The organism is Kitasatospora sp. NPDC098652 (assembly GCF_044760155.1).
In the GTDB taxonomy this organism is placed as follows: domain Bacteria; phylum Actinomycetota; class Actinomycetes; order Streptomycetales; family Streptomycetaceae; genus Kitasatospora.
Genome location: NZ_JBIWAQ010000031.1, coordinates 45,833 through 60,297 on the forward strand (window position 1 = coordinate 45,833; position 14,465 = coordinate 60,297).

Annotated in this window: 11 protein-coding genes; 1 reads left to right on the plus strand and 10 read right to left on the minus strand. The window is 75.0% G+C overall.

Annotated elements, in window-relative coordinates; translation table 11 throughout:
- Nucleotides 1-45: 45 nt before the first annotated feature.
- The 7 genes from ACIQWA_RS37315 to ACIQWA_RS37345 form a co-directional block, all read right to left on the minus strand.
- The gene (locus ACIQWA_RS37315) at nucleotides 46-1,161 is read right to left on the minus strand and encodes a glycosyltransferase (RefSeq protein ID WP_402490664.1); all 1,116 of its coding nucleotides are present in this window, start codon (nucleotides 1,159-1,161) and stop codon (nucleotides 46-48) included.
- Entirely contained in the window at nucleotides 1,158-2,009 is an 852-nt protein-coding gene (locus ACIQWA_RS37320; RefSeq protein WP_360241106.1) for a polysaccharide deacetylase family protein, read from the minus strand. Before ACIQWA_RS37320 ends, ACIQWA_RS37315 begins: the two co-directional genes overlap by 4 nt.
- On the minus strand, nucleotides 1,999-3,762 hold the full coding sequence (locus ACIQWA_RS37325) for a lipid II flippase MurJ (protein ID WP_402490667.1): 1,764 nt from the start codon (nucleotides 3,760-3,762) through the stop codon (nucleotides 1,999-2,001). Before ACIQWA_RS37325 ends, ACIQWA_RS37320 begins: the two co-directional genes overlap by 11 nt.
- A complete protein-coding gene (locus ACIQWA_RS37330; RefSeq protein WP_402490670.1) occupies nucleotides 3,759-5,072 on the minus strand; it encodes an O-antigen ligase family protein in 1,314 nt (437 codons plus the stop codon). The genes ACIQWA_RS37325 and ACIQWA_RS37330 overlap by 4 nt, the downstream gene beginning before the upstream one ends.
- Nucleotides 5,073-5,078: 6 nt before the next feature.
- On the minus strand, nucleotides 5,079-6,602 hold the full coding sequence (locus ACIQWA_RS37335) for a sugar transferase (protein WP_402490673.1): 1,524 nt from the start codon (nucleotides 6,600-6,602) through the stop codon (nucleotides 5,079-5,081).
- A 394-nt stretch (nucleotides 6,603-6,996) separates the two neighbouring features.
- On the minus strand, nucleotides 6,997-8,151 hold the full coding sequence (locus ACIQWA_RS37340; RefSeq protein ID WP_402490676.1) for a glycosyltransferase: 1,155 nt from the start codon (nucleotides 8,149-8,151) through the stop codon (nucleotides 6,997-6,999).
- Between the two features lie 156 nt (nucleotides 8,152-8,307).
- Nucleotides 8,308-8,748, minus strand: a complete 441-nt coding sequence (locus tag ACIQWA_RS37345) for an SRPBCC family protein (protein WP_360241094.1) — start codon at nucleotides 8,746-8,748, stop codon at nucleotides 8,308-8,310.
- Nucleotides 8,749-8,838: 90 nt separating this feature from the next.
- Here ACIQWA_RS37345 and ACIQWA_RS37350 point away from each other — a divergent pair, with 90 nt between their 5' ends.
- A complete protein-coding gene (locus ACIQWA_RS37350; protein ID WP_360241091.1) occupies nucleotides 8,839-9,741 on the plus strand; it encodes a HipA family kinase in 903 nt (300 codons plus the stop codon).
- A 127-nt stretch (nucleotides 9,742-9,868) separates the two neighbouring features.
- On the opposite strand, the gene ACIQWA_RS37355 is transcribed toward ACIQWA_RS37350, so the two are convergent.
- The 3 genes from ACIQWA_RS37355 to ACIQWA_RS37365 all read right to left on the minus strand — a co-directional run bounded on the left by ACIQWA_RS37355 (nucleotide 9,869) and on the right by ACIQWA_RS37365 (nucleotide 14,171).
- Complete coding sequence (locus ACIQWA_RS37355; protein WP_402490681.1) at nucleotides 9,869-11,359, minus strand: S8 family peptidase; 1,491 nt, start codon at nucleotides 11,357-11,359, stop codon at nucleotides 9,869-9,871.
- Between the two features lie 247 nt (nucleotides 11,360-11,606).
- The gene (locus ACIQWA_RS37360) at nucleotides 11,607-12,728 is read right to left on the minus strand and encodes an amidohydrolase family protein (protein ID WP_402490683.1); all 1,122 of its coding nucleotides are present in this window, start codon (nucleotides 12,726-12,728) and stop codon (nucleotides 11,607-11,609) included.
- A gap of 3 nt (nucleotides 12,729-12,731) precedes the next feature.
- A complete protein-coding gene (locus ACIQWA_RS37365) occupies nucleotides 12,732-14,171 on the minus strand; it encodes a glutamine synthetase (protein ID WP_402490686.1) in 1,440 nt (479 codons plus the stop codon).
- Between the last annotated feature and the right edge of the window lie 294 nt (nucleotides 14,172-14,465).

Genomic DNA, 14,465 nt, shown 5'->3' on the forward strand with positions numbered 1-14,465 from the left:
TGCGGCTCCTTGGGTCTGGTACGGCGGGGTCCGGCGGCGGGCGGGTCAGGCGCGGGCCAGCCGGTCGTAGAGGGCGCCCAGGTCGGCGGCGACCCGGGCGATGTCGTAGTGGCCGACGGCCGGGGGGTGCGGCAGCGGGTCGGCGATGTGGCCGCTCAGCTGCCGCAGGTCGCGCAGCGCGGCCGCGTACGCGGCGGGCTCGGAGGGGATCCGGCGGGCCTGCGGGGCGGCGCTGGGCGGCAGTTCGTCCAGCGCCGGGCAGGCGCTGTGCCGCACCGGGAGCCCGGCCGCGAGGCCCTCCAGGACGCCGAGGCCGAAGGTCTCCGCGGTGGAGGGGGCGGCCAGCACGTCCATCGCGGCCAGCAGGTCGGGCACGTCGTCCCGCTCACCGGTGAGCACCAGCCGCTCCCGGACGCCGAGTTCGGCCGCCCGACGCTCCAGCCCGGCCCGCTCGGGGCCCTCGCCGACCAGCAGCAGCCTGGTCCTCGGGTCGAGTTCGGCGAGCGCCGCCAGCAGCACCTCGAAGCGCTTGCCCGGCACCAGCCGACCGACCCCGCCGACCACCCAACTGCCCTCCGGCAGGCCGAGTTCGGCCCGGATCCGGCGGCGGGCCTCGGCCCGCTCGGCGGGCGGCCGGCGGTAGCCGGCGGTGTCGATGCCGTTGGGGATCAGCTCGATCCGGGCCGGCGGGACGCCCCAGGAGCGCAGGGTCTGGGCGACCTGCCGGGACACCGCCACGGTGGTGCTGCCGAGCCGTTCGGCGGCCAGGTAGAGGCCCTTGACGCCCCGGGTGACCGGGCGGCCCTCGATCACCCCGGCGTGCAGCGAGTGCTCGGTGGACACCACCGCCCGCACCCCGGCGAGCCGCGCGGCCAGCCGGCCGTACAGCTGGGCGCGGTAGAGGTGGGTGTGCACCAGGTCGTAGCGGCCGGCCCGGACCAGCCGGACCAGCCGGGGCAGCGCGCCGAGATCCCGGTTGCCGCGCATGCCGAGGTGGTGGACGGTCACGCCGTCGGCGCGCAGCGCGTCCGCGACCGTGCCCGGGTTGGTCAGCGCCAGCACCTCGCAGCACTGGTGCGGCGGCAAGTGCCGCAGCAGCAGGTGCAGTTGGCGCTCGGCACCGCCGGAGGCGAGCCCGGTGACGATGTGCAGCACCTTCACGGCCGACGCTCCCCCCGTCCGCGCTTGAGCGAGGTGACCACGTCGCGCATCAGGTGCCGGCCCTTCTTGGCCCGCAGCCGCCAGGCGCCGTCACGGTCGCCGACGTAGCAGCGGGGCAGCGCGAAGCGGCCGGTGAGCGGGGAGTGGGCGATCGCGCAGGCGTAGTCGTAGCCGGCCTCGCGCACGGCCGCGGCGGCGGGCCGGTCGACGGCGCCGTACGGGTAGCAGAAGCCGGTGACCGGGCCGCCGACGACCTCCTCCAGCAGCCGCCGGCTCTCCCGGGTCTGCACCCCGAGGACCTCGGCGGGCAGCCCGGGCAGCGCCCGGTGACCGAGGCCGTGCGAGCCGATCTCCCAACCCGCGGCGGCGAGTTCGGTGACCTCCTGGACCGTGAGCAGCTGCTTGCGCGGGCCCTCGGTGTCCCAGCCGTTGTCCTGGCCGAGCAGGTCGGCGACCACGTACGCGGTGGCGGTGAAGCCGTACGCCTGGAGGATCGGGACGGCGTACCGGGCGAAGTCCGCGTAGCCGTCGTCGAAGGTCAGGCCGACCAGCTTGTCGTCCTGCCCGTGGGCGCGGGCCCGCATCAGCTCGCGGACCGAGACGCCGCGCCGCCCGCGCCGGTGCAGCCAGGCGATCTGCTCGGCGAACCGCTCGGGGCTGACGGTGAGTTGGTACGGATCCTCCTCCTCGACCGCCACCGAGTGGTACATCAGGATCCACGGTGAGGAGGAGCCGGGCAGGGCGGGTTCGCCGACCGGGCGGCGGCTTCTGGGCAGTCGCGCCCGGTCGGGCGGGGCGTCGGTGACCCCCGCCTGTGCCGAACGGATGGATCCCCGCTCATCGTCCATGGGGAAACTTCCCTTCGTCGGCGACGGTTGGCAGGTTCAGGGCCCGCTGGTCGGGCCCGAGTCCCAGGGCCCGGGCGGCGGCCAGCACCGGGCCGCGCACCTCGCGGGCCCGGAGCCCGGTGCCGAGGGCGGCGAAGGCCAGCACCACGGTCAGGCCACCGGAGAGGGTCGAGAGCAGCGGGTCGGCGGGCAGGCTCGCGGCGGCGGCGCCCAGGGCGGCGGACCCGGCGGCGGCCAGCACCAGCCGGCCGTGGCCGCCGAGCACCCGGCGCAGCCGCAGCGGGATGCCGCGTAGCACCAGCCCGCGCAGCAGCAGCGCGGCGGCGGTGGTGATCCCGCTCGCGTTGCCGGCGGCCAGGCCGAGCGCACCGAACCGGGGCGTGGCGAGCAGCCCGACGGTGACGGTCACCCCGAGGCCGAGCAGCATCGCGGCGACCGGGTACCAGTCCAGCAGCCGGCGCCCGCCGTCCTCGCTGCGCGGGTCGTCGGCCCGGCGGACCACCGGGCGCAGCGAGAAGTACGGGCGGATCATCACGCCGATCAGCGCCTGGGCGGGCAGGCCGAAGCTGTACACCCGGATGACGGCGGCGGTGGCGGCGGTGTCCCCGGGCCCGAAGGCGCCGCGCTCGAACAGCAGCGAGACCGCCGAGGGGGCGCAGGCCATCAGGAAGGCGGTGCCGAGCAGCACGACCGCGGCGGCCTGCCCGAGGTCCTTCTCGACCCGGTCGCGGGCCGCGCCGAGGTCCCCCGCCGCGAGCGCCCGGGCGACCAGCGGGAAGGTCACGGTGCAGATCAGGATGCCCGCCGTCATGGCGAGTTGGGAGACCTTGGCGGCGTAGTTGAGGTGCGAGATGGTGCCGGGCGGCAGCGCCGAGCCGAGGTAGCGCTCGACGAAGACCTGGGCCTGCCGGGTCAGCGTGAAGGCGGCCACCGGCAGCAGGGCCAGCGGCATCAGCACCAGCGTGTTGCGGCTGCGCCGGGTGCGGCCGGCCGCGGCCGGCCCGGTCCGCAGGTGCCGCAGGAACGGGCCGACCAGCAGGAGGGCCATCAGCAGGCTGCCGAGCGCCACGCCGAGGGCGGCGGAGCGGACCCCGAGGACGCCGTGGAAGCCGAACAGCAGGGCCAGGATGCCGAGGTTGTAGGCGACGTAGATGCCCGCGGGGGCGGTGAAGCTGTGGTGGGCGCGCAGGGCGGCGGCCAGGTAGCCGGCCACGCCGAAGGGCAGCACGGTGATCGCGGTGATCCGGGTGCAGTCGACGGCCAGGCCCGGGTCGGGCAGCCCGGGGGCGAGCAGTTGCACCAGCTGGGGGGCGCCGAGGGCGGCGGCCAGGGCGAGCCCGCTGAGGGCCAGCAGCAGCCCGGGCAGGGTGGCGCGGACCAGCTGGCGGACCGGGTCGGGGGCGTCCGGGTCCTCCTCGCGCAGCACCAGGGCGAGGGCGAAGGCGGGCACCATGAGGAAGGACATGGCGTCCTCGATCAGCAGCGGCGCGGCCGTCTCGGGCACGGTCCAGGCGACCAGGAAGGCGTCGGTGCCCTGGCTGGCGCCGAAGTAGCGGGCCAGCAGGAGGTCGCGCAGCAGGCCGAGGCCCGAGCCGGCGGCGCTGAGCACGGCGGTGACGCCGAAGGCCTTGGCGAGGAAGCCGCCCCGGGACGGCCGCTGCGACCCGGCGGGCGGCTCGGCGGCGGGCGGCTCGGCGGGGACGCTGCGCGGGGCCGGGAGGGCGGGGGCGAGGGCGGGCCGGTCGGTGGTCACCGGGGCATCGCCCGCTCCTGGACGGCGGCGCGGGCCGCGAGGCCGAGGACGACGGAGGTCAGCACGGTGGTGGTGCCGCCGATGTCGGCGTACAGGAAGTCGACCAGCACCCAGGTGAGCAGCGCGAGGGCGGCCAGCGAGGTCGTGCGGCGGCGCCGCAGGCAGCCGAGCAGCAGGCCGAGGAGGAGCGCGGCGTAGGCGGTGATGCCGATCAGGCCCTGTTCGCTGAGCACCAGGAAGTACATGTTGTGCGGGGAGAGCAGCGGCTCGCGCTGGAAGCCGATGGTGGAGTCGGCGGCGTCGCTGCCGGAGGAGAGCCGCAGCGGGGCGTGGCTGTCGCGGAGCCTGGGGAAGGCCTTCGGTCCGGCGCCGTGGACGGGGTGGTCCTGCCAGATCCGCCCGGCGGTGGCCCACAGGTCGTAGCGGTCGGAGACGGACTGGTCGGGTGCGGCGGAGACGGAGCCGATCGAGCTGAGCCGCTCGGTGATGCCGGAGGCGCCGAGGCCGAGGCCGCCGACCAGGACGACCGCGGCGGCCAGGCCCAGCACGGCGCTGCGCACCAGCAGCCGGGCGTCGGCGCGCAGCAGCAGCACGGTGGCGGCGACGCCGGTGGCGATCCAGCTGCCGCGGCTGAACGAGACGGCGAGCGGGAAGGCGAGGAAGGCGGCGGCGGCGAACATCGCCCGGCGCAGCCGTGCGTCGCCGCCCGCACGCTCGCCGAGGGCCAGGGCGAGGGCGGCGAGCAGCCCGAAGCTGACCACGGTGGACATCGCCATGATGTCGAGCGCGCCGAAGGTGCCGACGGCCCGGATCGGCTGCCCGGCGTAGGAGGCGCCGGTGCGGGTGAGGTACTGGTTCACCCCGACCACGCCCTGGATCAGCGCGGCCAGCACGAAGGAGCCGAGGACGAGCCGCTGGTCGGTGCGGTCGCGCAGCGAGCAGAGCACGGCGGCCGGCACCAGGACGAACACCTGGGTGAGCCGGACGAAGCCGGTGAGGCTGGTGGCCGGGTCGATCGAGCCGAGGGTGGCGACGGCGGCGGCGACCACGATGCCGCCGAACAGCGCGCAGCCGGTGCGGCTGATCGCGGGCAGGCGCCCGCGCAGCAGGTTGAGCGCGGTGAGGGCGACCAGGGCGAGCGAGGCGACGTCGGCGGCGGTGACGTGGACGGCCGCCGTGACGTCCTTCTCCCGGGCAGGCACGCACACCAGCAGGACGGTGGCCGCGGCGAGCAGGCTGGACCGGTCCGCGAGGGCCGGCAGGGCCCGCCGTAACGCGGGCCGGGGAAGGGACGCGACGATCAGGGCCACGCGGGGTCAGCTCCCGTCCGGGTGGAGCATCAGGGCCGCGGTGCGGCACAGGATCTTGACGTCCTGCCAGAGGCTCCAGCTCTCGATGTAGCGGTTGTCGAAGCGGGCCCGCTCCTCGATCGAGGTGTCCCCGCGCAGGCCGTTGACCTGGGCGAGGCCGGTGAGGCCGACCGGGACGCGGTGCCGGTCGGCGTACTCGGGGTAGGCCTGGCTGAACCGCATGACGAAGTACGGGCGTTCGGGGCGCGGGCCGACCAGGCTCATGTCGCCGCGCAGGATGTTCCAGAGCTGCGGCAGCTCGTCCAGCGAGCTCTTGCGCAGCAGACGGCCGACGGCGCCCATCCGGTGGTCCTGGGAGATGTTCCAGCGGGTCGCCGACTCGTGCTCGTTGCTGGGGCGCAGGGTGCGGAACTTGAGGACGGTGAAGACCCGGCCGTCCAGGCCGGTGCGCTGCTGGCGGAAGAGCACGCCGGGGCCGGTGTCGAAGCGGACGGCGAGGGCGCACAGGGCCAGGACGGGGGCGAGCAGCAGCAGGCCGAGCCCGGCGACGGTGACGTCCAGGGCGCGCTTGGCGGCCCAGCCGGGGCGGCGCATGGCCGGGCCGCCGAGGCGCAGGCAGGGGAAGCCCCACAGGTGGTCGCCACCGGCGATCGGGGCGGTGGGCAGCGAGCCGTGCTCGCGCAGCGCGGGCACCAGCCAGACCTGGCAGCCGAGCCGGACGGCGTCGCGCAGGGCGGCGGCGGTCTCGGCCTCGTCGGCGGCGCCGGCGGTGGCGATCACGTGGTGGATCCGGTGCCGCCGGACCTCGCGCTCCAGCACCTCGCGGCCGCCGAGCACGGGCAGCTCGGTGTCGTCGGCCAGCAGCGGCGGGTCGGCGTCCAGGAAGCCGACCGGGCGCATGCCGTACTCACCGTGCTCGCGCAGCGCGGCGGCGACCTTGCGGCCGAGCCGGCCGGCGCCGAGCACCAGGACGGGGGCCGGGCGGCCGCAGCGGATCCGCCGGACCAGGTGGTAGAGGACGGCGCGGCCGAGGGCCGCGATCAGCAGCTGGGCGCCGAGCAGGACGGTGAGCCGGGCCGGGGTGGCCGGGCCGCAGTCGGGCCAGCGCCCTTCCAGGCAGCCGGCCAGGGTGACGGCGAAGGCGGTGGCGACCACGGCGCGGACGGTCAGGGCGGGGAGTTCGTCCAGGACCGACAGGGTGAGCCGGGTGCGGTAGAGGCCGCCGGCCAGGTTGAGCAGCAGGAGCAGGGGCAGGACGGCGGCGACGCCGAGCAGCGGGGCGAGCGGGGCGGTCGGGTCGATCGCCCGGTTGGCGATGCCGGTGCCCGAGCAGAGCGCGATCACGTCGACCTGGACCAGTGCGAGCGGCAGGGCGAGCCGGGAGCGGCCGGCCCGGCGGTGCCGGCGGGGCGACGGCACCGCCCGGGTGTACGCCGCACCGGTCGGCCGGTCGAGCAGCCCGGTGCCGGGCCACCGCGGTCCGGCCAGGGGCCCGCCGGATCGCGGCGCACTGTCGTGGTCAATGGTCATCAGCGCACGAACTCCCCTGCTGTGTACCCGGGGTGGCGGTGCCCCGGCACCGATGGGCGCGGGGCGGCCGTCCCGGCCCGGTGGGCGCGGTCCTGACAGCACCTGCTATCGCTGGCGGTTTTCGGTTCTCCGGCGAGGGGGCCGTTCGCGGAAGGACTGGTCACCACGGACGCGGCTGCGAAGGACCCGGACAGGACCTCCCGGGGTGAAATCGAAACGAAGCAGGCAAAATCCGACAATACCGAACGTAGCCATGTGCGCCGGAAGTTGACTTGCCGTTTCATTCCAGCCGCCCATTAATAGTTATTTCGGATTAAACGCCTCGTCCATTTCCGGTTGAGGGTGCGAATGCTCCGGCGCCGGAAACGGCGGGGATTCACGGCATGTGAAACGATCAGATCCGCTCTGGGACACGGGTCCTGCGCCGTCCGGCCGCCGGTCCGGCCCCCAGCAGATGGCGGTACAGAACGTCCACCTGTTCGACCACCGTGCGGACGTCATGGCGGGCCGCGACGTGCTCGCGCAGTCGGGCACCGCGTCGCTCGCACTCGATCGGGTCGGACAGCGCTTCGGCCATCCGGGTGGCGAGCGCGTCCGGGTCCTCGGGCGGCAGCACCGACTGCGCGCGCTCCGCCGGCGGCAGGCACTCCCGGGCCCCCGGCACATCCGTCAGCAGCACCGGCCTGGCCGCCGCCATCGCCTCCAGCGGCGCCAGCGCCATCCCCTCCCAGCGCGAGGGCAGCACCACCAGGTCGGCCGCCGCCAGCCACGGGCGCGGATCCGGCACGTCCCCGACCAGCCGGACCCGGCACGGCTCGGCCGACTCCCGGACCGCCTCCGCCAGCCGCTGCTCCTCCGGCCCGCCGCCGACCAGCGCCAGTCGGGCCTGCGGCACCCGGCGCAGCACCTCCGGCCAGGCGGCCAGCAGGACGTCCTGGCCCTTCTGCCGGCACAGCCGCCCGACGCAGACCGCGAGCGGGGCGTCCAGGTCCAGCCCGAGCGCGATCCGGGCGGCCCGGCGGTCGGCGGGCGCGTAGTGGCGGACGTCCACGCCGTTGGGCACCACCGCCCAGTCGGCGTGCACCCCCGCGGCCACGCCGTCGGCCCGCTCCTGGACGCTGACGCACAGCAGCCGGTGCGCCCAACGGCTCGCGAAGCGCTCCCAGCGCAGGGTCGCGGCGGCCATCGCGCCGTCCACGGCGGCGAAGGACCAGGCGTGCGGCTGGAAGACGGTCGGCACCGCGCCGCGCACGGCCAGCCGGCCGGCCAGCCCGGCCTTGGCGCTGTGCAGGTGGACCACGTCCGGTCCGGCGGCCCGGACGATCCGGCGCAACCGCCAGGCCTCGGCGGCGGTGGCCGGGCCGGGCGAGCGGTCCGCGGGCCAGTCCTGGACCAGCGCGCCGACCGCGGCGGCCTCCTCGGCCAGCCGCCCGCCGCGCGGGCAGGCGACCAGCACCCGGTGCCCGGCCTCGCGCTGCCCCCGGACCAGATCGACGACGACGCGGGCGACTCCGCCGTCCACTGGCTGCGAAATGTGAAGGATCGTCATATGCACGGCGGCGAGCCTAGGGTGGCTCCCCCGCGCGGAGCGGCCCGCGTCACCCGCAGGTGGTGGGCCGTCCACCCGTACGGCTTGCGGATCGTACGGGCGGACGAACCGCTCGAAACTCCGGGCGATTCCCCCGGATCGGGCGGGATCCCGGGGTCAGCGCACCTCGGCGGCCAGGTTGGCCAGCACCTGGTCGTGGATCCGGTTCAGGCCCTTGGGGGCGAAGGTGCGCTCGAAGAAGCCGCCGATGCCGGTGGCACCCTGCCAGGTGGCGGTGACGGTGACCTTGGTGCGGCCCTCGCCGGCGGCCGCGACGGTCCAGGTGATCACCATGCTGGAGTTGGCGTCCTTCTCCACCAGCTGGTCCGGCTGCGGCGCCGAGACGGTGAACAGGCAGTCGCGCACCCGCTTCTCGGTGGCCTGGAGCTTCCAGTGCACCTGGGTGCCGGCGCCGGTCCCGCCGACCCGGACCTCGTACTCGCTGTACTGCGCGGGCAGCAGCTTCGGGCGGGTCACCTGGTAGTCGGCCAGCGCCTCGTACACCCGCTCGGGCGCGGCGTCGTAGACCCGCTCGGTGGTGGCCTGGACCTGTCCCATGCCTTGCTCTCCTCGTGTGGTGGGTACCGCTCTGCGTACCGGTCTCAGCGGCAAGCCAATCACGTGGCGCGGCGGGATAGGGTGGCGGGTGTGCTCGATCTGGTGACTGCGCTGCGCTACGTGGACCCCCTACGGGCCGGAGGCTCGGTGCCGGGCGTCGTGGAGACCGACGACCTGGGAACGTACGTGGTCAAGTTCACCGGTGCCGCCCAGGGCCGCAAGGCGCTGGTGGCCGAGGTGATCGTCGGTGAGCTGGCCCGGCGGCTCGGACTGCGGGTGCCGGAACTGCGGCTGGTGGACTTCGATCCGGCGGTGGCCGCCGACGAACCGGACACCGAGATCCAGGACATGCTCAAGGCCAGCGCCGGGCTCAACCTCGGGATGGACCTGCTGCCCGGAGCCGCCGACTACCGGCCCGGGATGATCCCGGTGGACTCCGCCGAGGCGGGGCGGGTGGTCTGGCTGGACGCGCTCACCGGCAACGTCGACCGCACCGTGCACAACCCCAACCTGGTGGTCTGGCACCGGCGGCTCTGGCTGATCGACAACGGCGCCGCGCTGATCTTCCACCACCGCTGGGCCAACGCCGAGGCGTCCGTCGGCAAGCGGTACGACCTCAGCGCCCACGCGCTGGGCGCCTGCGCCCCGGACGTCCGGCTGGCCGACGAGGACCTCGGGCCGCTGGTCACCGTCGAACTGCTGGAGCAGGTGGTGGCGCTGGTCCCGGACGAGTGGCTGGCCGGCGAGCCCGGCTTCGACTCGGTGGACGCCGTCCGGCACGCGTACGTCACCCACCTGGCCGCCCGGGCGGTGCTCTCCGCGGAGTGGCTGCCGGAGGGCTTCGCCACGCCCGCGCAGCTGCGCGAGGCGGAGCTGCGCCGCGCGGCCCGCACCCGGGCCGGCCGGCCGGCCTGGCTGCAGGAGGTGCCGGACCTGCACGGCAAGCCCTCGGTGGAGACGGTCTGGGAGCACCACGTCGAGGCCGGGGAGTAGCTCGGACGGACCGCCTGGCCCGCCGCGGCCCGGTCGCGGCCCGGGGCTGGAACGCCGCTGGGGAGCGGGGCCCGTGGCCCCGCTCCCCAGCTCAGCGTTCGGTGTTCAGCGCTCGGTGGTCAGCGCGTCAGCGCCACCACTGGACCGCCTTCTCGGCGTTGATGATGCCCGCGCCGTAGAAGCCGTTGTCGTCCACGCCGCCCTCGCAGGTGGCCTTCCACTGGCCGGTGTTGCCCGGGTTGTAGACCCCGGTCGGGCAGGCGTGGGACTCGGCCTGGTTGGTCAGCAGCTCGGTGAGCTCGTCCGGGCTGGCCCACGGGAAGGTGCTGGCGAGCAGCGCGACCACGCCGGTGACGTGCGGGGTGGCCATCGAGGTGCCCTGCATGTACCCGTACTTGTTGCCCGGGATGGTCGACAGGATGCGACCGTTCTTGTCCGGGGTGTTCGGGATCTGGTAGCGGGCGTCACCACCCGGCGCGGCGACGGTGACGACGCCCTTGCCGTAGCTGGAGTAGTACGACTTGTCGCCGTTGACGCCGACCGCGGAGACCGCGATCACGCCGGGCAGCTCGGTCGGCAGCGACAGGCAGTCGTTGGTGACCGGGCGGGTGCCGGGCTTGGTGTCGTCCGGGCTGGAGACGTCGGTGGTCTTGTGCGCCAGGTCGATGTTCTCGTTACCGGCGGCGGCGACGTTCAGGACACCCTTGCGCTGCGAGAAGGCGACGGCCTTGCGGACGGCGTCCGAGATCGCGGCCTGGTCCTTGTCGTTCGGGCAGTTGAACATCCACGGGTCGACGTAGTAGCTGTTGTTCGTCACCTTGAAGCCGTGCTCGCCGGCCCAGACGAAGCCGCAGACCGCGTTCTCCGGGTAGATGAAGCCACCGTCGTCGACGACCTTGACCGCGGCCAGCTTGACGTTCGGGGCGATGCCGACGACGCCCTTGCCGTTCTTGGCGGCGGCGATCGTGCCGGCGACGTGGGTGCCGTGGTCGCTGGTGGTCGGCTGCCAGGCCTTCCAGTCGGTGTTCGTCCTGCCGTCGATGCAGGAGACCGACTGCGAGGCGTCCACGTTGGCGGCCAGGTCCTCGTGGGTGGCGTCGATGCCGGAGTCCAGCACGCCGACGGTGACGTTGCGGCTGCCCAGCGAGATCTTGTGCGCCTTGTCGACGCCGATCTGGCGCATGTCCCACTGGTTGGGCTCGTACGGCTCCTGGCCGTCCGCGGCGGCGGCGGCACCGGTCGGCTCGGCGGCGACCTCGGCCTTGGTCTGGTCGGCGGCGAGGATGCCCTTGGTGCGGCTGGCGCCGACCGAGTCGACGCCCTTGGCCAGGCGCAGCTTCTCCGCGAACTTGGTGTCGTTGGAGCGGGCGACGATGACGCCGACCTGCTCGTACGACTGGACCACGGTGCCGCCGAGGGCCGTGACGGCCTTCTCCACCTTCTGCACCTGGCCGTGGTTGGCCTTGGTGTTGACGACGTAGCTGAGCAGCGGACCGGTCGTCGAGTCGTCGGTGGGCGCCGCGACGGCGGTGCCGGCCGGGAGCGCCAGGGCTCCGGCGGTCGCGAGCACCAGGCCCACTGCCGCGTAACGGGTCCGGCTGATCCGAGGAACTCTCATTGGGGTTGGCCCTCCCGAGTCGTCATCCGGCAGCTGCGGTGTGGCAGGTGCGCTGGGATGACCGGGACGTTAATGAATATTCGCTGATAAGCGCAAGAGGTAGTCATCTAATCGTCACATCTAGCCCAACAACGGAGGTTCGCGCTCCACCGGTCAACAGGCGGAACAGGGTTGAAGATTGTTAAAAAGTGATGGTTCGTCGACGACTGGGCCGATTTGGCATGTGCGCGGAAATACACCCGGGCGCTCAGCCCAGCGCGTACAGGCGGCGCGCGTTGTCGGCCGCGACCAGTCGGGCCACCCGCTGCGCGTCCGCGGCCGAACAGGCGCCGTCCGCCTGCCAGTCGGCGAGCAGCATGCCCAGTCCGTGCCGGAACTGTGCGGCGCCCACCAAGAACAGTTCGGGAAGTCCGTAGGCGTCGGTGGAGAACAGCAGTTTTCCGAACGGCACCAGTTCCGACATCTCGCCGAGCACCGCCGCCACCCGCGGCCCGGTGTAGGAGGCCGTCAGCCCCAGATCGGCGTACACCGTCGGAAAGGCCTGGGCCAGCCAGCCGGCCTGCCGATGGTAGGGATAGCCGTGCAGCAGCACCAGCGGGACGCCGCTGGGCTCGGCGGCGCGGACGAAGTCGGTCAGCAGGGACGGGTCGGCGTGGTGCAGGGTGAGGTCGGGGTCGCCGAAGCCGGTGTGGAGTTGGAGGGGCAGGCGCAGCTCGGCGCAGACGTCCACGGCCGTCCAGAGCAGGTGGTGCAGCAGCACCGGATCGGTCAGCCGCCCGCCCCCGGCGCGCAGCCGGGCCCCGGCGGCGGCCACCACGGCCCGGCGGGCGGGCCGTTCGGCGGGGACGGCCAGGCCGTGCCGGTAGGCGACCACCGACTTGACCGCGACGGCTCCGGCGGCGGCCTCCGCCAGGGCCTCGCCGACGGCCCGCGGCCAGTCCGCCGCGCCGCCCGGCACCCGCTCGGCCACCGGCTCCAGCCGGACCACCTCGCGCACCACCGCCCCGGTGGCCCGGGCGAGTTCGGGCAGCGGCAGCAGGTCACGGCCCGCGGCGGCGGTCAGCCCGGTGTCCACCAGGCAGGTGTCCAGCCCGGCGGCCGCGAGCAGCCGGCGGGTGGCCTCGGCCGCGCCCAGCTCGCGCCGCCGGGCCAGGTAGTCCGCGGCCGGGGCGTGCGCGGGCAGGCCGAGTACGGGCGGGCACCACCGCCGGACGGCGAGGCCGATCGCGCTGTCGAAGGGCGAGCAGCCGGGCGCGGGCGGGCGGTCGGACTCGGTGAGCAGTCCGGCCAGGGCGTCGTCGGCCAGCTCGGCCGCCACCACGCTGTGGCAGTGGTGGTCGACCAGTGCCCCGACCTCCAGCCGGGCCACTTCTCAGTACCGCCAGCGCGTCGCCGCGATCAACTCCGGTGCGCCGACGGCCGCGTACTGCTCGGCCTCGGCCCGGCGCACCGCCGCCACCGCCTGGTGCAGCGGTTCACCGAGCGCCTCGCGCAGCACCGCCGAGCGCTCGTACGCGGCGAGCGCCTCGGCCGGGCCCTGCGGCAGCCGGGGCACCGTGCCCGGCTCGGCGGCGGCCGGATCCCCGGTGAACTCCGGTGGCAGGGCCAGGCGTTGGTCCAGGCCGGCGAGGCCGGCGGCGATCACGCCACCGACCGCGAGGTACGGGTTGGCGCTCCCGTCGAAACACTTGACCTCGGCGTTCGCGGCGTCGGCACGCTCCCCGGTGGAGCCGGTGACCAGGCGCAGCGCGGCCTCCCGGTTCTCCAGGCCCCAGCACTGGTACGCCCCGGCCCAGTGCTGGGGCACCAGCCGCAGGTACCCGGCGGGGCTGGAGCAGCCCAGCACCAGGAGTTCGGGCAGCGCCTGGAGCACCCCGGCGAGGAAGCCCTCGGCCTCGGCCGTCAGGCCGTGCGGGCCGGAGCCGCCGTGCCCGAGGTTGCGGCCGTCCCGCCAGAGGCTGAGGTGGAGGTGGCCGCCGTTGCCGACCCCGTCGGGCTCGACCACGGGGGCGAAGGACGCCCGCAGGCCGTGCCGGGCGGAGACGGCTCGGACGGTGTGCCGGACCAGGACGGAGGTGTCGGCGGCGCCGACCGGGCCCTCGGGGGCGACCGAGACCTCGAACTGGCCCGGGGAGTACTCGGGGTGGATCTGCAGCACGCCCAGCCCCTGGGCGCGGAGGGCGCGCAGGACGTCCCGGAGGTAGTCGGAGAGGTCGGTGAGCCGGTGCATGCCGTACGCGGGGCCGTGGGTGGGGTACTGCGGCGGCTCCTGCGGAGCCCCCGCCAGGGCGACCACCCACTCGACCTCGATGCCCGCCCTGAGGCTCAGCCCGCGGGTGGCGGCCGCGGCCTCCGCCCGGCGGGCGAACAGGCGCTGGCAGCCGGGGTGCGGGGTGCCGGCCTGGGTGTGGCGGTCCGCGGGGGCCCAGGCCCAGCCGGGCTGGGCGGCCAGCGGGACGATCCGGTCGAGGTCGGGGTAGAGCCTCAAGTCGCCGGTGGGGCCGCCGATCAGCGGGCTGGTGGTGATGGTGTCGTCGGCGAGGAACACGTCGAAGCAGGGCGCCGCGCCGACGCCCCACTGGGCCGCGTGCGCCAGGCCGTCGAGCGGCACGCCCTTGACCCGGGCGATGCCCGCGTTGTCCACCCACGTCACGGCGACCGCCTCGACGGCGGCGGTGCGCAGCCGGTCGACGGCGCGCTCGGCCTGCTCGGCGCGTTCGGCCCGCGGGGGCAGCGCGACGGCGGCCGCGAGGGCGCCGGGGCCGAGCGGCCCGACGGGGTCGGCGGCCTGGGCGGTGGTGACGGTGCTCATGCCGCCATGCTGCCCCGCGGAGCGGGGGCCGGTAACTCCCCTATCGAGTGGAACGGGCGGACGCCCGTCCGTCTGTTCACCCGTTCGAGGAAGGGTCGTTCGGGTCCGATCCGCCACTGCTCCGGGCCGGCCCCCACCCCGCTCGGCGAAGGAGTCCGCCGGTTCGTCCGCGGTCCGGGCGGTTTTCCGCCGACGCCCTCTTCCTACTCGTGAGTAGCTTCGCTACAGTGGCCGGACGCACCACCGTCGGGCTTCGGGAGCCGCACCGACGGGAGGTCGCGGTCGCCGTGTCTG

What these genes read in the sequence shown, in the direction of transcription:
- ACIQWA_RS37365 (WP_402490686.1), bottom strand. Translation starts at nt 14,171, where the DNA reads ATGAGCACCGTCACCACCGCCCAGGCCGCCGACCCCGTCGGGCCGCTC.
- ACIQWA_RS37345 (WP_360241094.1), bottom strand. Translation starts at nt 8,748, where the DNA reads ATGGGACAGGTCCAGGCCACCACCGAGCGGGTCTACGACGCCGCGCCC.
- ACIQWA_RS37335 (WP_402490673.1), bottom strand. Translation starts at nt 6,602, where the DNA reads ATGACCATTGACCACGACAGTGCGCCGCGATCCGGCGGGCCCCTGGCC.
- ACIQWA_RS37320 (WP_360241106.1), bottom strand. Translation starts at nt 2,009, where the DNA reads ATGGACGATGAGCGGGGATCCATCCGTTCGGCACAGGCGGGGGTCACC.
- ACIQWA_RS37355 (WP_402490681.1), bottom strand. Translation starts at nt 11,359, where the DNA reads ATGAGAGTTCCTCGGATCAGCCGGACCCGTTACGCGGCAGTGGGCCTG.
- ACIQWA_RS37340 (WP_402490676.1), bottom strand. Translation starts at nt 8,151, where the DNA reads ATGACGATCCTTCACATTTCGCAGCCAGTGGACGGCGGAGTCGCCCGC.